General features: G+C 56.2%; 15 protein-coding genes. 2 read left to right on the top strand and 13 right to left on the bottom strand.

What is annotated here, in order from left to right:
* Positions 1 to 8: 8 nt before the first annotated feature.
* The 9 genes from GFB49_RS03645 to GFB49_RS03605 form a co-directional block, all read right to left on the bottom strand.
* Positions 9 to 947, bottom strand: coding sequence for a carbohydrate ABC transporter permease (locus tag GFB49_RS03645; protein ID WP_153214408.1), 939 nt, complete (start codon positions 945 to 947; stop codon positions 9 to 11).
* 159 nt (positions 948 to 1,106) lie between these two features.
* Complete coding sequence (locus tag GFB49_RS03640) at positions 1,107 to 2,357, bottom strand: ABC transporter substrate-binding protein (protein WP_246149604.1); 1,251 nt, start codon at positions 2,355 to 2,357, stop codon at positions 1,107 to 1,109.
* 150 nt (positions 2,358 to 2,507) lie between these two features.
* Positions 2,508 to 3,539: a LacI family DNA-binding transcriptional regulator gene (locus GFB49_RS03635; protein ID WP_153214406.1), complete on the bottom strand. Its 1,032-nt coding sequence runs from the start codon at positions 3,537 to 3,539 to the stop codon at positions 2,508 to 2,510.
* Positions 3,540 to 3,792: 253 nt separating this feature from the next.
* On the bottom strand, positions 3,793 to 4,653 hold the full coding sequence (locus GFB49_RS03630; RefSeq protein ID WP_153214405.1) for an endonuclease/exonuclease/phosphatase family protein: 861 nt from the start codon (positions 4,651 to 4,653) through the stop codon (positions 3,793 to 3,795).
* Positions 4,650 to 5,681 carry an endonuclease/exonuclease/phosphatase family protein gene (locus tag GFB49_RS03625; RefSeq protein ID WP_153214404.1) on the bottom strand — a complete coding sequence of 344 codons (1,032 nt, stop codon included), beginning with the start codon at positions 5,679 to 5,681 and terminating at the stop codon, positions 4,650 to 4,652. Before GFB49_RS03625 ends, GFB49_RS03630 begins: the two co-directional genes overlap by 4 nt.
* A complete protein-coding gene (locus tag GFB49_RS03620) occupies positions 5,674 to 6,738 on the bottom strand; it encodes an ABC transporter ATP-binding protein (protein ID WP_153214403.1) in 1,065 nt (354 codons plus the stop codon). Before GFB49_RS03620 ends, GFB49_RS03625 begins: the two co-directional genes overlap by 8 nt.
* Positions 6,739 to 6,740: 2 nt before the next feature.
* The gene (locus GFB49_RS03615) at positions 6,741 to 7,784 is read right to left on the bottom strand and encodes a carbohydrate ABC transporter permease (protein WP_153214402.1); all 1,044 of its coding nucleotides are present in this window, start codon (positions 7,782 to 7,784) and stop codon (positions 6,741 to 6,743) included.
* A complete protein-coding gene (locus tag GFB49_RS03610; RefSeq protein ID WP_153214401.1) occupies positions 7,781 to 8,722 on the bottom strand; it encodes a carbohydrate ABC transporter permease in 942 nt (313 codons plus the stop codon). The genes GFB49_RS03615 and GFB49_RS03610 overlap by 4 nt, the downstream gene beginning before the upstream one ends.
* A gap of 60 nt (positions 8,723 to 8,782) precedes the next feature.
* Positions 8,783 to 10,141, bottom strand: coding sequence for an ABC transporter substrate-binding protein (locus tag GFB49_RS03605; RefSeq protein WP_153214400.1), 1,359 nt, complete (start codon positions 10,139 to 10,141; stop codon positions 8,783 to 8,785).
* Between the two features lie 262 nt (positions 10,142 to 10,403).
* Here GFB49_RS03605 and GFB49_RS03600 point away from each other — a divergent pair, with 262 nt between their 5' ends.
* Positions 10,404 to 11,561, top strand: coding sequence for an ROK family transcriptional regulator (locus GFB49_RS03600; protein WP_153214399.1), 1,158 nt, complete (start codon positions 10,404 to 10,406; stop codon positions 11,559 to 11,561).
* Positions 11,562 to 11,756: 195 nt separating this feature from the next.
* Positions 11,757 to 12,473, top strand: a complete 717-nt coding sequence (locus GFB49_RS03595; protein ID WP_153214398.1) for a type 2 periplasmic-binding domain-containing protein — start codon at positions 11,757 to 11,759, stop codon at positions 12,471 to 12,473.
* Between the two features lie 224 nt (positions 12,474 to 12,697).
* On the opposite strand, the gene GFB49_RS03590 is transcribed toward GFB49_RS03595, so the two are convergent.
* The 4 genes from GFB49_RS03590 to GFB49_RS03575 all read right to left on the bottom strand — a co-directional run bounded on the left by GFB49_RS03590 (position 12,698) and on the right by GFB49_RS03575 (position 17,057).
* Positions 12,698 to 14,305 (bottom strand): peptide chain release factor 3, encoded by a 1,608-nt coding sequence (locus tag GFB49_RS03590; protein WP_153214397.1) that lies wholly within the window; start codon positions 14,303 to 14,305, stop codon positions 12,698 to 12,700.
* A gap of 107 nt (positions 14,306 to 14,412) precedes the next feature.
* A complete protein-coding gene (locus GFB49_RS03585; protein ID WP_153214396.1) occupies positions 14,413 to 14,811 on the bottom strand; it encodes a hypothetical protein in 399 nt (132 codons plus the stop codon).
* A 34-nt stretch (positions 14,812 to 14,845) separates the two neighbouring features.
* Positions 14,846 to 15,901 carry an extracellular catalytic domain type 2 short-chain-length polyhydroxyalkanoate depolymerase gene (locus GFB49_RS03580; RefSeq protein WP_153214395.1) on the bottom strand — a complete coding sequence of 352 codons (1,056 nt, stop codon included), beginning with the start codon at positions 15,899 to 15,901 and terminating at the stop codon, positions 14,846 to 14,848.
* Positions 15,902 to 16,052: 151 nt separating this feature from the next.
* Entirely contained in the window at positions 16,053 to 17,057 is a 1,005-nt protein-coding gene (locus tag GFB49_RS03575; protein ID WP_153214394.1) for a Hint domain-containing protein, read from the bottom strand.
* Between the last annotated feature and the right edge of the window lie 46 nt (positions 17,058 to 17,103).

The following is a 17,103-nucleotide window of genomic DNA, read 5'->3' as shown; positions in this document are numbered from 1 at the left end:
CTTTTTCCTTATTCCATCAGCGTCTTGCCAATCATGCGCAGCAGGAAAAATGCGACGATATTGGCGAGGATGACTGCAAAGATACCCGTGGCACTGGCAGCCCCGATGTTGTTGTTGGCAAATTCACCGATCAGATAAGGCAGGTTTTTGTTGCCGTTGCCCCGGCTGACGATTTCGATTTCCGCATAAAGTGACAGGTGGAAAATGGCCTGGATCATGACCACAATTGCGATGGGGCGCGACAGATGTGGCAGGGTCAGGAAGCGAAACTGCGACCAGGCGCTCGCGCCGTCCAGTACCGCGGCTTCTTTTTGCTGTTGATCCTCGGATTGCAGCGACGTCATGAAAATCAACACCGCAAAAGGCGTCCACTGCCAGGTCACCATAATGATCACGGCATAGGCCGAGGTTTGCGTGGCGCGGAAGGAAATGGGCTTCAACTCCGGCCAGAAAGAAAAGAACCACCCAACCAAAGGCGCGTTACGCAGGGTTTCAATCAGCTCGTTGATGCTGCCAACGGCGATACCTTGCAGTCCCAGAACCGGATCCAGGATCATGTTGATCCATAAAACAGCGTTTACGGCGGGCATCACAAAGAAGGGGGAAATCAAAAGCACCCGCACAATGCCCTGGCCCGGGAAGGTCTTGTTGATCAGCACCGCAATCAACACACCCAAAATGACGGTCAAAATCAGGATGCTGCACACGATCAACAAGCTGTTTTGGATCGCAAAGAGGAAGTCTTTTGACTTCAGAACAAACTCATAGTTCCCGAAACCGCGCCAATTGCTCAAGCTCGGTGTGGTCCACTCAGGGCGGCGCAGGCTGTTCAACACATAGCGAATAAAGGAAAAATAGAGGGTCATCCCAAGTGGGATGAGCATCCACACAAGTAGCAGGAGTACCGCAGGTGTTTGAAGAAGGCGCGGGAGCTTTCTATCAGACATGGTCCTATCCTCTCAGCAAAACGGTATTTTCGTTTTGCATCTGATGTTTGGGTTGCAAGTGCTTGGATGTTAGGTGGTACCAAGGCGATCAAGCAAACCTTGTGGTACGTCCTGGATGGGGCCCGGCGCGTTCATAACAGTGGCCGGGCCGCTTGGTGTTTAGTCGTAGTATCCGGCTTCTTTCATGATCGAATCCGCGGCTTTTTGCGAAGCCGCCAGCGCCTCTTCGACAGATTTTGCACCGGACAGAGCTGCGGCCATTTCCTGTGCCACTGCTGAGCCGACCTCTGGAAACTCAGGGATCGCTGCAAACTGAACACCAACATAGGGTTTCAGCTCCGTGGCCTCTGGTGCGGCGCTGTCGATCGCGGCCAATTCCGCTGCCGCAAATCCGGCCGCAGCCTGAAATTCAGGGATGGCATAGGTCGAGGCGCGTTGGCCGGTTGGAACCGAACCCCAGCCAAATTCAGGGTGATTGCCAACAGCTTTGACATAGTCCTTGGATGTCGCCCATTCGATGAATTTGCCCGCAGCTTCCGCATTTGGAGACCCCGCAGGGATGGCCATTGCCCAAGCCCAAAGCCAGTTTGCACCCACTGGGTTGCCTGCATTTGGAGATTGTGCATAGGCCACGCCATCCACCTCCAGGAAAGAGGCTGCGATGGTTGCGTCAATCCACATCCCACATTTGCCCTCGTTATAGAGCGCGAGGATTTCATTGAAAGAGTTGCCCTCAGAACCGGGAGGGCCATAGTTGCTCAGCAGATCCACATAGAAGTTGATCGCTGCGTTCCATTCCGGGCTGTCCAGAACCGGGCGGTAATCCGCATCAAACCATGCGCCTCCAAAAGAATTCACCACTGTGGTGATGAACGCCATATTGTCACCCCAGCCCGGTTTGCCGCGCAGGCAAGCACCGTAAACGCCGTTGTCCGGGTCATGGATTGCCGCTGCCGCCGCCTTTACATTGGTCCAGCTGTCGTTGTCTGCGATGGACACACCTGCTGCATCGGTCAAATCCTTGCGGTACATAACCATCGAGGATTCACCATAGAAAGGCGCAGCATAAAGCTGGCCATCATGGGACAGGCCGTTGCGCATCGCGGGCAGAATGTCGTTCACATCATAGCCAGCCGAGAAATTCAGTGGTTCAATCCAGCCTGCGGCTCCCCAGATCGGCGCTTCCTGCATGCCGATGTTGATTATGTCGTACTGACCACCGCCCGTCGCAGTATCGGACGTGACCTGTTCGCGCAGAACCCCTTCTTCCAATGAGACCCATTTCAACTCAACACCAGTTTGCGCAGTATAGGCTTGGGCAACCTTCTGCATGTTGATCATGTGACCGTTGTTTACGATCGCAATTGTGAGTGTTTCGGCAAAAACACCACCCGCAGCCATGATTGACATGGCCGTGGCTGTGCAAAGCGCGCCTTTCTTAAACATCCTCATCCTCCCTAATATAGATGCTTGCCATCAAGCTAATGTCTGATGGCAACTTGCGTCAATTTAAAAATTTACGCGCGTAAAAAATTAGAATTGAAGAGGAAGATCAAAACTTTATGCGGACGATCTCATGATCAATCGCCCGTCAAACAATGTTTCACGCCGCGAATCGCCGACTTCATCTGTTTCGATTCGGTCCAGCAGAACCGCCGCGCTTTTCTTGGCAATCGCTTCATAGTCTTGCGAAACAGTGGTTAAGGTAGGGCAGGTGTAACGTGAAAACGGATGGTCATCGTGACCTGCAACCCGCAGATCACAGTCCTGTCCAATCCCTACGCGCAGCCCGGCTTCAAAGGCCGCAGAGAGTAATCCGATGGCCAAACGGTCATTGCTGCATAGAATGGTGTTGGTCGGCAAATTGCGATCCCGTACAACCCGCGTACCCGCACGAAATCCAATTTCCTCAAATTCCCAGCCTTCGCCTTCAGCTTGGATCAGGTTTGGGTGATGTCCAAGCCGTTTCATCGCTGAAATATAGGCGTTTCGGCGTTTGAACGCATTTGGGTTGGTGGGGGATTTCATTTCAAAAAAACTGGGAACCTCTCCTGTGCGGCACAGGTAATCCACTATCAAGCCAATGCTTTGCTCATTGTTTGAGCCGACAAAAGCTTCGCCAACTTCATCAATATTGGCATCAAACAAAACTGTGGGCACATCCTGACAGAAGGCTTTGATTTTTGCGTGCTCTGACGCCCGCCCCAAGGGAGCCAAAAGAACACCAGCAGGTTTGATGCTGCGAAGGTTTTCCAAGTTGGCAATCTCCATGGCTGGGCTGCCATGTGATCCAAGCAGAACCGGCCGGAACCCGGTCTCAATGATATGCTCTTCAATCGTGCGCGCGATCTTTGCAAAAAACGGGTCTGCCAAATAGGGCACAACAATGCCGATATTCTTGGTCAGCCGCCGGTTTTGGTTCACCGCGTAAAGATTGGGCTGATAGTCATATTGCTCCAATGCAGCCTCGATGCGCTTACGTGTCGACGCGCGCACGCTGTCAGGATCGTTGAAAAACTTGGACAGAGTTGGCCGTGAAATCCCACTCACGGAGGCAAATTCTTCCATATTCTTAATTTTTGTGCCTGTCATGGGAAGTTCTCGGTGGAATTTCAGGACCGCGCTCTTGGGATGTCAGCGACTTTCTCATCATAGGTACTTTACGCGCGGAAACATAGCCCTGGGAGTGGTGGCTTTGTTTTGTTCAGTATTGCCGACCTTTTATAGGACTGCGGGCGGCCAAGCGCCTCACCCCCCACCAAAGGGCAGGGCAGAGGATGAAACCCGTCACGACCGGTGGCTCAAAAAAACTCTGTTGGACCGGTATAGCGCACGCGCGCATTACCTATTCGAATTGCACCCATACAGGCCAATGATCTGAGCCTTTGGCATCAGAATCTACCCAGCATTTCTTCACCTTTGCTGCGATATCGACAGAAACGAAACAATGGTCGATGCGGGTCGGTGCATTGGGATGTGTTGCACCTTCGTTTTCGGGGTGACCGGCCTCGACCCAGGCGTCGACGAGCCCCTTGCGATTGATCAACCGGCCATAGTCTGCTGAGCGGCCTCCGATCATTGCATCATATTCCGGTCCCCCGGGGGCGAAATTCATATCACCCATCAGAATGACACTATCGGGCATGGGGGGTTCGGCTTCCTCCAACCAACCGGCGTCTGGGTTCGGGTGTCCACCGCACCAGGCGCCGCCTTCTTCCGGGGCGGTTTTCAGGATGTCCTTGATCCGTTCAATCTGTGGCAGTCGGGTGAAAGGCGCCAGATGGCTAAGATGCACAGAATAGACTCGCACAAGGCCGACAGGCGTATCGATAACAGCTTCAAGCAGCCCTTGTTGGATCGAGTGGTTATTGCGGTCGCCCCATTTCGGCAGCGGGAAATTTCGGCTCGATAAAATCGGCCATCGGCTGAGGATCATGGTGCCGAATTGCTTGCGGCGGTGCACGATGCCGTTCGGCGTCTGGATGTCCGCAGCAATATCCAGGTTGGCACCATAGACATAATAATGTTGGGGCAGCAGTTCAGCGAGAACCGACGGGCTGTCCACCATACCGCTGCGCTGCCAGAACCGGTCAACCTCTTGCAAGGCGATGATGTCCGCCTCTGCGACCTCGCTTGCGATCCGCGCCAGATCATACACACCGTCAATCCCCAACCCATATTGAATATTGTAGCTTACACATTTCATAGCGTGATCCTCGTCGTGATCATTTCGTGGTCGGACAAGTAATGCCCATGACTAGACAGGGCCGGGATGACCTTTGGTTGAGCCGCGGCCACATTACGGGTGAACAGCCAGTCCAACACACTCAGCGGATAGCTCACCGGTTTGCCCGGTGCCGCGCGGGTGGTCGGAGCGCCGGTATTGGTTAACCGCCAGTCATAACCTGCTGCCGCAAATCGGGCGAAACTGGGCTCCGCATCTTCCGGCGCAAAGAGGCATTGTTGCGCCGTCAGTTCCTGATCAGACAGCGCCTTTGTATTGAGGTCGCCGCCAATAACACAACGGGCGCGGCCATAAAGCGCGTCTAGGCTGGCGATCAGCCGCTCGCTCTGCGCCGCACGCCCCTCAGCGTCGCTTTCGCTTTCGAAATGCACCGAAGCCAGAGTAAGGGGACCATTTGGCGCTTCAATCTGCGCGGCCATAGCCATGCGACCACCAATGCGAAGCTGCCCATCATTCTTGGGCTGGCCGACAAACCACATGCCCTCATCCGCGATGGGGATCAATGCAGGCGACCGCAGCGGGTAGCGCGACAGGATCGCATTGCCATGCAGCCCGCCCTGATTTGCCAGATCCGCAAACAGAGGGGTTTCATAGGAATCCCCGGTGCCCAATTCGACAAACTCTGTGCCGAAGACATAGCCAAAACCCAGCAGATCGGCGAGGTCACGGGTCGTGTGCCTTTGACCAGAGCGGGCCATGCCCAGATCCATTTCAGTCGCTAGCACGATATCAGCACCGCTGGCACGGATCAGCGCGGCGCTGTCCTCGACCCGCTTGCAGCGTTCGATGTTCCAGGCCGCAATGGTTAGGTCGCTCGGTACTGGCAGATCGACCTTCGGCCGCCGCGCTTCGATGTTGGTCAGGCAGGGCCAGGTGGCTTGGAACTGGTTATGTGCGGCTTGATCGCCACCTTGCGTTGCGGCTTCTGCCCGCGCCTCAATGCTGGGGCAGATCATGGTTTCGGTAACGGTTCGGATCGGGTCACGCATCGGTTGTCACTCCCAGCTTGGCATAGTGATCAGCAATCCGCTTGCCCTCTGCACCAAACAGCAGCGTTTGTTCCGGCTGAAAAGCCAATGCCACCTGATCCCCATCCCGCCAGCGCGGCTGTGACGTGGCTTCAAGGAAACGGATCAGGCCAAAGTTGGTTTCTGCGGCATAAAGGATCTCGCGCCCCATGGCTTCGACTACCCGGATCGTTCCGGGCAGGCCGGTCTCGGCCACCGTGATCATCTCCGGGCGAATGCCGATGGTCAGCTGCCCGTCCTGGCCGGTTTCGATCCGCTGATCTCCGGCCTCAACCCGGCCATTGCGGCCTTCGCCCGCAATCAGATTGATCGGCGGTGATCCAATAAAACTGGCAACAAACAAAGTTTCGGGCCGCAGATACAGATCCTCTGCACTGCCCACTTGTTCGATCTGACCAGCCCGCATGCAAATCACCCGATCTGCCATGGTGGTGGCTTCCAGCTGATCATGGGTCACCAGGACGGTGGTCACCCCCAATTCGCGGGTAATCCGGCGGATCTCGGACCGCATGGTCAGGCGCAGAGTGGCGTCGAGGTTCGACAACGGTTCGTCCAGCAACAAAAGGTTGGGGCGTTTAACCAAAGCCCGTGCCAGGGCGACCCGCTGTTGCTGCCCACCAGACAGCTGGCTGGGTCTGCGGTCGAGCAATTCACCCACCTGCACCAGATCCGCCATGTCGCGGGCCTTTGCTTCGGGGTTGTCAACCTTCTGAAAGCGCAGCGGGAACATGATGTTCTGCAGCACGCTCATATTGGGGTACAACGCATAGCTCTGAAACACGATGCCGACATTGCGGTCGCGGGCCTCAACGTCATTGACCACCGCATCATCAAAACGGATTTCGCCGCCGGTGGGCATGTAGACGCCCGCCAACATAAAGAGCGTGGTGGATTTTCCGCAGCCTGAGGGGCCGAGAATGGCAACAAACTCACGGTCCGCAATCGACAGATCAATGCCGTTGACAGCAACTGAGCTGTCCCAGACTTTGCTGAGGTTTCGAAGTTCAACGCGTGCCATGATCAGCCTTTCACCCCGCCCATCGTCATTTGGGTCAGGTATTTTTGAGTAAAGAGATAGAGGATGAGCGACGGGAGAATATAGATCACCGCCACAGCGGCGACGACGCCGTAATCGACGCCCATCACATCTTCGGCCACATAGTAAAGATAGGTGGACATCACCCAATAGGAGTTGCCAGTTCTGAGCCCGGTGACAAAGACGTATTCTTCCCAGCCCTTGATAAAACCAAGCACCGTGATCGCGATAATCCCAGCACGGGCCTGCGGTAGCACCACGCGATAAAAGGCTTGCCGCCGGGTCGCTCCGTCCGTCATTGCGGACATTTCGATGTCCCAAGGCACCCCGTCAAAGAACCCTTTCATGATGAAAATGAAAAACGGCAGGTCGATGGCAGTCAGCACCAGGATCGGTCCCGACAAGGTGTTGAGCAGCCCCACCCAATAGATCACCAGAAAAATCGGGATCGCCAGCATCCAAGGGTGGAACACTTCCAGGATCAACAGTCCCTGCAGGAAACCCGCCCGGCCGCGGAACTGATAGCGGCTGATATAGTAACCGGCCAAAGTCGCGACAGTGACCTTCAGAAGGGTGGAAGCCGAAGCCACCAGTAACGAGTTGCCAAGCGCAGTCCAAACCCAGGGAAACTGCCCGCCAGCAGTTGCTGCGCCGTGTAGCTCCTCGATCAGGTTGGGGGTGACAAGGAAACGATAGTTATAGAGATGTAGGTCATCCCCCACCATCCCCCACAGCCCCAGCCCTGCGGCAAGCAGACAAGCCACCGCGGAATAGCTGCGAGGCCATGGCCGGAACGCATGCAGCGCGACATAGGCGGCGGTTACAGGCACCAATACCGCACAGGCGCGCCACAAAACCGCGCTGTCAACCCCGCCGGTGCGGGCAGAGAACGAGATCACCAGCATCCAGAAAAACGGCAGCAGCACGGGGATCGAAACCAGGCTGAGAAAGCCAACCAACACTCCGGTCGACCAGCTGCGGCGGCGGCGGGACCGGCGGGCAAGCGCAGTCCAATCAATCGCGGTCATTGTACTTCAATCCTTGGCTGAGTAAGCAGTTGCTTCATATTGGTCAGACGCCAAAGCAACAGGGCGACAGCCATACCGATCACGATCAGGATCAAGGTAATGGCGGCTCCATAGGCGTATTGGCCAGATCCGGTGTCAGGTGCCAGCGTCTTGGTGTAGGAGAGCATCGACATGGTCATGGTGGAGCGGGCCGGTCCCATGATCAGAAAGATGTATTCAAAGCTGACCAGCAACGCCAGGAACTGGAACACGGTGATATAGGACAGTGGCCAGCGCAGCGCAGGCAGCACAATGTGGCGGATCACTGACAACCCGCCAGCCCCATCCGCGCGCGCCGCATGAAACAGATGCTCCGGGATCGACCGGATCGCCGATGTCAGGATCAGCATTCCCATCGAAGCCCCGATAAAACCGTTGGCACAGACAATCACCATGATCGGGGCATCCAGCTTGGGATTAATCGGCCCAAGGCCTGTTATGCTCAGGATCTGGTTCAGCAAGCCCCGGTCGGTCGGGTCCACCACCCACAGCCAGAGCAGGGCATAGACCACAGAAGGGCTCATGCGGGGCAACAGCCAGATGGCCCGGAACAGCCCACCCAAACGCCCAGGCAGCGCGGTGGTGGTCAGTGCCAGCACCAGTGCAAAGCCGATATTGAAAATGGTCAGAGTGAAAAACACATAAATCGCTGACAACATCAGCGCCCGGTAGAAGGAAGACCGCAATTCAAACCCGAACCAGGCTTCCTCCGACGGTTTGACCAGCTTGCGGAACTGTTTGGTGGTGAATTCATCCACCTTGATCGTCTGGTTCATATCGGTGAAGGACACCACCAGATCGACAATGATCGGCACCAGCAGAAGGCCGATCAGAAACAGTGACGCTGGCCCAAGGAAAAGCAGAGCGTTGGAGGCTTGGCGGAATTTTGAACTCGACATTTCGGTCCTGTCTAACAAGAGGAAAAGCGGCGGGCCGAATGACCCGCCGCCGCGCAGGGATTAGTCAAGGATGATCACGTCATCGCCCAATTCGATTTCCAGCTCTTCGATCACCATTTCAGTGGCTTCAGCCGGGGTCATTTCGCCAGTTTCAACCGCTTGAACACCGGTATAGGTGATGGCGTTGTACTGACCGATCTTGGCGTGGTTCGGCATGAACTCAGCGTATTTCAACATCGGTGTACCAGCGATCAGCGCCCAACCTTTTTCCTGAAACTCAGGCATCGCGATCTGGCCATAGTTGATCGGAGTGTGATTGGTGCCAACCGCATGGGCCGTGTTCGGCACGTGCTGGCTGGCCATGGCGACCAGCAAAGCGGCCAGCTCTTTATTCTCGGTGTCGCCAACGACGTAGACGATCGGGTGGCTCAGGTTCTTCGGCTGGCCACCCTTTTCACCCGCAGGGGCATGGATCCAGGTCAGCTTGTCAAAATAGGCCTCTTTGCCGTCCAGGCCGAAGGCATCCAACTGTTTGCCCACATTCCAGATGCCGTGGAACTTGCCCATCGATTCACCGCCGCGGAAGGCCGCGTGGGTCGAATCCCACGTCCAGGTGGTCATGTCTGCCGGCAGCGAGCCGTTGTTCACGCAATAGCCGAGCCAGTCATAGTAGTTCTCCAGACCCGACTTGGTGATCTGCAGCTTGGCCTCGTCTTCATTGTAGATATCGATGCCAAAGCTTGCCATTGCCATCTGGAAATCAGGGCCAACATTGGGACGGTGAACCCAGCCATACTTGGCAGCGCCGCTTTCAACCGCTTCGGCAGCCAGATCACACCAGTCATACATGGTGAATTCGCCAGCTTCGACTTTGCCCGGCAGTGCGGCGATGAAAGCTTCGTCCTTGCCAGCGGAACGCAGGATGTCGTTGTTGACAAAGAACATACGCACTTCGGAATCCTGCGGGATGCCGTAACGCTCGCCCTTATACATCACCGAATTCCAAAGGTTGGGGATGATGTCCGCATACATCGCTTCATTGGCTGCGATGTGACCTTCCAGATTGGCCGCCAGACCGGCTTCTACAAAGGAGCCGATCCATTCATGGGCGGCGACGATGATGTCTGGGGTTTCGCCAACACTGTGGGCTTTCAGCAGGTTCAGCGCGTCGGCATCAAAGCCTTTGGCATTGGTTTCGATCAGATTGACTACGACGCGCGTGTCGGACCCCGCAGCCTCGAACGCGCGGTTCAACTGTTCGGCGGCCGCAACGATATTGCCGGGACGCAGCGGGCCCGAGCGGTCCGCCCGCGACCACAGATCGATGGTAACGTCTTCAGCAAAAGCTGGGGCAACAAGCCCGGTTGTGGCAACAAGCGCTGCTGCACCCAGTGTCGTGAATTTCGATGTCAGTGTCATGGGACCTCTCCGGTTGGCTTTGACCACAATTGCGTGACCGGCTTTTGTGACGGGCACATTTCAATTTGATGTCAGTCCTTTAGCCTTCCCTGGGCTGCAGCTGCAGTTGTGCCGCTCCACGGTTGATCTGATTAATTCAAGTATGTAGAGTAAATTTTGGAAATCAGAGATTTATCGGCGGTGCCGATTTTCCGGGCTGGAAATCGCGGGCCTCGAATGAGGATTGTGAATTTTTCATGATAAAAGAAAACAGTCGCCAGTTATGAAGGAAACAGCCTGGCAAAACCGCGATCTCGCCTTGCGTACAGAGAATCAACGCCAGTTCCTGGAGCTCATTCGACGTGGAAAGGCCGTGAGTCGCGCTGAACTGACACGCGTTACTGGGGTGACCGCGCAGGCCTCCTCCAACATTGTTGCCCGCCTTACGGACCTCGGGCTGGTGCGGGAAATAGCCAAACGGACCGGCGCACGCGGTTACCCGGCGAAGCTCTATGCGATCAATGAAACGGGCGCCTACGCCTTTGGTGTTCACATTGAGCAGGAGTTTCTAACGGTCCTTTGCCTGAATTTAAAAGGCACTCCGGTGGCGCAGAACACTTTGGAAATCCGCAACGCATCTGCACAGTGGGTTCTGGACCGCGCGGATCGGGAAATCGATACGATGGTTGATGAATGTGGGATAAGTCGGGATCGTATCCTTGGCGTCGGGTTGAGTTTTCCAGGACGCTTCACCTCAAAAGAGGCGCGGGTTATTCCCCCAAAAACGCTCCAGCGGTGGCAGCATATAGCCATGCCGGAGGCCCTGGCGAACAAGGTGCTGTTACCTGTTATCTGGGAAAACGACGCAACTGCAGGCGCCGCAGGATATGCATTCCTAAACCCTGAAACACAGGATCAGCAGCTTCTCTATGTTCATATTGGTCGCGGTATCGGTGCAGGGCTCATTTCAGCGGGAAAGCCCATTCGCGGCACTGAAGGAAATGCAGGTGAAATCGGTCGCATCCCGGTGTCGACGAATGCAGGTGCAGGAACGGCCCGTCTCAGCCAAGTCGCCAGTACGGTTGCGCTCAAAAAGGCATTGGGTATTGAGGCAAGCAAAGCCCTTTTGAACGATTGCCTATCTCTGCTAACGCCGGATGAGGAACAACGGCTGACCGAGTGGATCCGCACTGCAGGGGATGCGATCGCCCAAGCTGCGGAAATCTCAACTTATATGTTGGATGTCAGCACAATTGTTCTCGGGGGAGAATTGCCCAAGGACATTCTATACGATGTGAGCGACAAAGTTCGCACAAGGCTCAGCGAGAAACTGCATCTGTGGAATCAAACTCCAGACGTACTGTGTCATGAGACGGACAGGAACACGGTTGCCTTCGGAGCTGCGATCTTGCCACTCACACGCGCATTTGCGAACGGCTAAATGGTACGAGCGACGCCCACTACATAACTTAGGCTTCTCCATCTCGCCCGAATAAACATGTTGCTTAGATAATGGACGCAGACAATTTCCCGGCCGTCGATTGCACAAAGGATCCAAAGGCTCTGGGCCCCTATGAGAGGTTTACCTTATCTTAGAAGACCGCATTCATACTGAGCTGGAGTTGTATTTTGTACTGTGAAGAGTCTGAGGACGAGGGAGATCCTTGTGAAGTTTTTGAGTGCGTTACTAGTAGTGGCAACATTTGGCTATACGACTGCAAATGCAGCGGAACATTCTGTGACATTTGGAGAAATTCCGGGCTTCTCTGAGAGCGCTCAGGAGGGCATCCTTCCAGACGTCATGCGATTGATCGGCGCATCTGCCGGAGCTGAATTTGGGATGATTGTGCAACCGTTCAAACGTTCGATCATGTCGGTTGCAAAAGGCAAACACCAAGCGCATCTGCCATTCCTGAACCCTGGGAATGGAAGCGTGCCAGCGCCGGGACTGGCCTTTAACTCAACGCCTTTGTTCCATACGCAGTTCTCTCTGTTTCATCGTCCCGGTGTTGAAATCGATATGTCAAATCTGGCCAGTCTGAACATTGAAACAGAGCTGGCGCACACAGACCTGTTTTCTTTCCCCACCACAGGGACAAGCTGCATACCGTGTTCCTTAAAAAAAGTCGTTGCGGGCCGGGTTGACGCTTTTCTTTTTGCGAATCTGGACGTGATTGCTATTGCCGAAGCTGAAGGGATTACCGGTCTGGCTGAAACCCTCTACAAACGATATCCAACGCATTTTGTGATCAAAGAGGGTGACACTGAAATTGATGCCTTGCTTACCAAGGGCATCGAAGACGCAGTGCAAAGCGGAAGCCTCCAAGAGGTTCTCGGGCCGAACTGGCAATAAAGGTCTGAACTCTAGCAACAGACAGGGCTTGGCGGCAATCGATGAGCAATGCTGAACTTTAAGGGTCGGTAAGCGCGTTTGTTTTTAAAAGCCGCCTTTCCCCTGCCGCACCGTATCTTGCAGTTCGGGCTAAAACCAAACATGCGCCGCAGCGGTGCAGACCTCGCAAAAAGGGTCTGCACCTTTTTCAAACACGGCCCTCGGCCCGCAAAATACCAGCTGGATCAGACCATCATTTCCTTGGTCGCGGTCAGCTTCAGCTCGGGGTGGTCGCGGACCACGCGGTCGATGTCCCATTGCAGACGGGTCAGGAACACATAGTCGCCGTCGTGGTCAAAGGCCATGTGCTGCTTGTTACGGTCGGCGAATCTTTCGACGTCTGCCTTGTCACCCGACAACCACCGGGCCGAGGTGAACTGCGACTGCTCAAACCGCACCGGCAGGCCGTATTCCATCTCGATCCGGCTGGCAAGCACCTCAAACTGCAGCGCCCCCACAACCCCAACGATAAAGCCCGAGCCAATCGCCGGTTTAAACACTTTGGCTGCGCCTTCCTCGGCAAACTGCATTAACGCCTTTTCCAGGTGTTTCGCCTTCATCGGATCGCCCGCGCGCACGCCTTGCAGAAGTTCCGGCGCGAACGACGGGATGCCCGAGACCCGCAGCGCCTCACCTTCGGTCAGCGTATCACCAATGCGCAGCTGGCCGTGGTTGGGGATGCCGATGATATCCCCGGCCCAGGCTTCTTCGGCCAGTTCCCGATCTGATGCCAGGAACAGCACCGGATTGGACACGGCCATCGGTTTCTTGGTCCGCACATGGGTCAGCTTCATGCCGCGTTTGAAATGGCCGGATGCCATCCGCACAAAGGCCACGCGGTCGCGGTGCTTGGGATCCATATTGGCCTGCACCTTGAACACAAATCCCGCAACCTTCTTTTCCTCGGGCGCGATTTCCCGCGGTTGCGCTGATTGCACCTGCGGTTCGGGCCCATAGGTGGAGATGCCGCTCATCAGTTCTTTGACACCAAATGAGTTGATGGCAGAGCCGAACCAGATCGGGGTCATATGCCCTTCCAGCACCGCCTGCGGGTCGAGCGTCGGCAGCAGCTCCTTGGCCATTTCGACCTCTTCCAGCAGCTTTTCCAGCAGGTGTTCGGGCACATGTTCGGCTAGCTTCGGGTCATCCAACCCGTCAATCTGGATGCTTTCGGCCACTTTGTTGCGGTCCGCGCGGTCCATCAGCTCCAGCCGGTCGCGCAGCATGTCGTAACAGCCGATAAATTCACGGCCCACGCCAATGGGCCAGGAGGCCGGCGTCACATCAATCGCCAGATTTTCCTGGATCTCATCGATAATATCAAAGGTCTCGCGGCTTTCGCGGTCCATCTTGTTACAGAACGTCAGGATCGGCAGATCGCGCAGGCGGCAGACCTCAAACAGCTTCTGCGTTTGGCTTTCCACGCCCTTTGCACCGTCAATCACCATCACCGCCGCATCCACCGCTGTCAGCGTGCGATAGGTGTCCTCGGAAAAGTCCGAGTGGCCGGGCGTGTCCACCAGGTTGAAGCGGAAGCCGTCAAAATCAAAGGACATCGCCGAGGCCGAGACCGAGATCCCGCGGTCTTTTTCCATCTGCATAAAGTCGGACCGGGTCCGGCGCGCTTCGCCTTTGGCCCGGACCTGACCCGCCATCTGGATCGCGCCACCATAAAGCAGGAACTTCTCCGTCAGCGTGGTTTTACCCGCATCCGGGTGCGAAATGATCGCAAAGGTCCGGCGACGGGCAATTTCAGGCGGCAATTCGGGGCGATTTGTAGCGGTGTCCAACATGTGCGCGGATATAGGTCGTTTTTTCACCTTCGGCAAGAAAAAGCCCCCTTGCCATCACAAGGGGGGAACCGGTGGGGAAACCGGTGAAACATTACGGTTGGACCGGTTCAGCTCTGTTCTTTTTCCGGGGCCGCCTGCTGGCTCAGCCAGAAGGAATAGCTAACAAAGATATTGTCCATCAGCTCCAGCGCCTGCGTGGTCTGTTTGCTCATCTGGGCCGAGGCCTGCAGGACGATGTTACTCTGCCGGTCCACCAGTTTTGACGTGGTGTCCGCGCCCGGCAGTTTGGAGGCATAGATCATCCAGTCCTTCCAGTCCTCCTGCCATTGCTGCTGCATCTCAATACTGCGCTGGCCTGCGCTGTAAAACAGGGACATGGCCTCAAATGCGGTTTTGGTTTGGTCCGACTTGGTCGCCAAAACCGCCACGTCCTTCAGCGTGCCCATGGCCCGCATGCCATTTTTGGCCTGAACTTCGCAGGGTTTAACGATGTGATCTTCAAACATGGGTCTGATCCTTTTGGGAACAAGAATGAGGGGATTACAAAGAGGCCAGTTGCGACAGCATCCCGTGGATTGCACTGATCTGCACAGCGTCTTTGGTGTAGTAATCAGGCTCAGGCGACTCGGTGTCGCTATAGCCCCACCAGTCCCAACAGCCTTCGGGGTTTTGCGCCGCATTGGTGTCCGCGCCCACCGCCTGCGGGAACAGCAGGATGATATTGTTGGCCTCGGCCATCTCAACATAGCCCGTTGTGGTGATGTACCGCGCGCCATAGGGCGGTTGATTGGCCTTGTCCGCCAGCCCGTTTACATAGTTCACATAGGAATAGCCCTGTTTGCAGCCATGCATCACAATATGGACGCCCTTGGCTTCGGCCGTACCCTTGTCGACCTCAGAGGGGATATAGGCATAGCCGTATTTTGCCATGCTGGCGCGCGCGCCTTCGCTGCCCCAGAACGGCTCCTGTTCAAACTGCACATAACGGCCATAGGTGTGATGCGCCGCCGGTTTCAGTTTGCCATAGATATGTTCCAGCACCCGGTGGGACTGCACAAAATCCCCCTTGTTGATATAGGGCGGCTTGTTCGCGCCCAAGGGGCTGTCGGTGTCGTTCAGGGTGATGATCGAATGGCCCGCAGGCACCGTGTTGTCAAAGGCGATGTTCTTTTCCGGCACGCCCAGCTCCACATAGAAATCCCGCGTCGCCGCCACCGAGACAGAGCGCACCACCAGATCTTTGGAGCCTGTAAAGATATAGACTTTGTCATTCTTCAGGTTCTTCAGATCATCAATGTTCTCTGTACAGCGCGCCTTTTCCGCCAGCTCTTTGCCATTGGGGGCGGTGTCGCGGGTCAACGGGTTCATCGCCACATAAAGCGCGTTCAGCACATAGGCGTCGGCCGGTTTCTGGGCCGCATTCATATAGCTTTCGACACAGCGATAGGGGCCACCGGCAATCACGCCAGCGCCCATAAAATCGGCCGAATGCGCCACGTGCATCTGCACGGTCATAAATGCCCCCGAAGACAGGCCGGAAATCGAATGCTGGCCTTGGGTTTTGAACTTGGGAAGGGCAGAGGTCTCTAAATACATCGTTATCCCCGTAACAAAGAAAGCGCGCCGCGCGCGCAGCTGAAATCATGGGATCAGGTTAACGGCTGCATATGACAGACGTAAATCGCACGACAGACAAAGCTGCGCAAAATCGTCCGTCTTTGTCCGGATCTGGAACCTTGCGCCAAATTTAACGGCGCGACGCCGCCTTGAGGATCGCCGCCGCATCGCCTGCGGGCAATTGCCCCTTGGCGGTCTCGGCAAAGGGCAGGGGCTGTGCCGCCACACCCGTCGGGCGGATCTGCGACAGCAGCTCCGAGGGCAGCGCCGGTTCGGTAAAGGGGGTCAGAAACAGCGTCTCAGCCGCGATCCCCTCGGCATAGATGATGTGATGGCTGTCAAACAGGATCTGGTAATAATCCACATAGCCGCCGTCTTGCACCACCACGGTGCTGCCATTCACGAGATCCCGCGCCCGCACCAGAATTTCTGGAACGCCGGTGCCAATGGCATCACTGCGCTGATAGACCATCAGCCGATGATCCGGGCTAACCAGCAGATCATTGGCATTGTTCAACGCCCCTTTGCGGATCAGGATCGGCGCCATGGGCCCCACCGCTTGTAATGTCGTAAGCCCGATCCAGCGGATTTCCTGCGGGCCGTCATCGCGGGTCAGCACCCGGTCGCCCACCTGCAACGCTTCGATTGGGCGCTGGGCCCCGGAGGCCAGCGTGATATGAGTGCCCCGGCTGAAGGAGACACAGGCCACCTGCGCCAATGTCTGGCGCATATTCTCCCGCTCGGCTCGCACCAGCGTATAGCCCTGACCCGCCATCAATGGTGCCAGCGGCAGCAGGTAAATCTCGGCAATCATGCCCTCGCGGTCCACTTCGACCGCCACCAGCGCCTCTACATTGGGGCCGTGTGCGGGCATCAGGGTCACCACGCAATCCAGATGCAGATCAGCCCCGGCTGAACCCAGCTGGGTGTCTTGCGCTAGCCTCAGCTGCCCGTCGTGATGGGCCGCAACACCCAGGCGGCGCGCCACACTGCTCGCGCGCAGCTCATAGACGTCGTCCAGCACCAGATCATCCAGAACGCCCAGATTGTCCCCCATATTCGCGCCTGATTCCACACGGAACTGATCCGCGCGATAGGCCGGCAAAGACAGGGAAGAGGCAGAGGATGAGGGCATGGAGGTGACGATCAAACGCGCAGAAGATTGAAGCAAAGGAGAGTGC

It is taken from the genome of Tritonibacter litoralis (assembly GCF_009496005.1).
GTDB lineage: Bacteria > Pseudomonadota > Alphaproteobacteria > Rhodobacterales > Rhodobacteraceae > Epibacterium > Epibacterium litoralis.
The sequence above is the reverse complement of the archived record's forward strand: the minus strand, read 5'-3'. Positions and strand labels throughout refer to the sequence as shown.

What these genes read in the sequence shown, in the direction of transcription:
- GFB49_RS03625 (WP_153214404.1), bottom strand. Translation starts at nt 5,681, where the DNA reads ATGCGTGACCCGATCCGAACCGTTACCGAAACCATGATCTGCCCCAGC.
- GFB49_RS03590 (WP_153214397.1), bottom strand. Translation starts at nt 14,305, where the DNA reads ATGTTGGACACCGCTACAAATCGCCCCGAATTGCCGCCTGAAATTGCC.
- GFB49_RS03640 (WP_246149604.1), bottom strand. Translation starts at nt 2,357, where the DNA reads ATGTCAATCATGGCTGCGGGTGGTGTTTTTGCCGAAACACTCACAATT.
- GFB49_RS03615 (WP_153214402.1), bottom strand. Translation starts at nt 7,784, where the DNA reads ATGACCGCGATTGATTGGACTGCGCTTGCCCGCCGGTCCCGCCGCCGC.
- GFB49_RS03575 (WP_153214394.1), bottom strand. Translation starts at nt 17,057, where the DNA reads ATGCCCTCATCCTCTGCCTCTTCCCTGTCTTTGCCGGCCTATCGCGCG.
- GFB49_RS03585 (WP_153214396.1), bottom strand. Translation starts at nt 14,811, where the DNA reads ATGTTTGAAGATCACATCGTTAAACCCTGCGAAGTTCAGGCCAAAAAT.
- GFB49_RS03635 (WP_153214406.1), bottom strand. Translation starts at nt 3,539, where the DNA reads ATGACAGGCACAAAAATTAAGAATATGGAAGAATTTGCCTCCGTGAGT.
- GFB49_RS03605 (WP_153214400.1), bottom strand. Translation starts at nt 10,141, where the DNA reads ATGACACTGACATCGAAATTCACGACACTGGGTGCAGCAGCGCTTGTT.
- GFB49_RS03580 (WP_153214395.1), bottom strand. Translation starts at nt 15,901, where the DNA reads ATGTATTTAGAGACCTCTGCCCTTCCCAAGTTCAAAACCCAAGGCCAG.
- GFB49_RS03645 (WP_153214408.1), bottom strand. Translation starts at nt 947, where the DNA reads ATGTCTGATAGAAAGCTCCCGCGCCTTCTTCAAACACCTGCGGTACTC.
- GFB49_RS03630 (WP_153214405.1), bottom strand. Translation starts at nt 4,653, where the DNA reads ATGAAATGTGTAAGCTACAATATTCAATATGGGTTGGGGATTGACGGT.
- GFB49_RS03610 (WP_153214401.1), bottom strand. Translation starts at nt 8,722, where the DNA reads ATGTCGAGTTCAAAATTCCGCCAAGCCTCCAACGCTCTGCTTTTCCTT.
- GFB49_RS03600 (WP_153214399.1), top strand. Translation starts at nt 10,404, where the DNA reads ATGAAGGAAACAGCCTGGCAAAACCGCGATCTCGCCTTGCGTACAGAG.
- GFB49_RS03620 (WP_153214403.1), bottom strand. Translation starts at nt 6,738, where the DNA reads ATGGCACGCGTTGAACTTCGAAACCTCAGCAAAGTCTGGGACAGCTCA.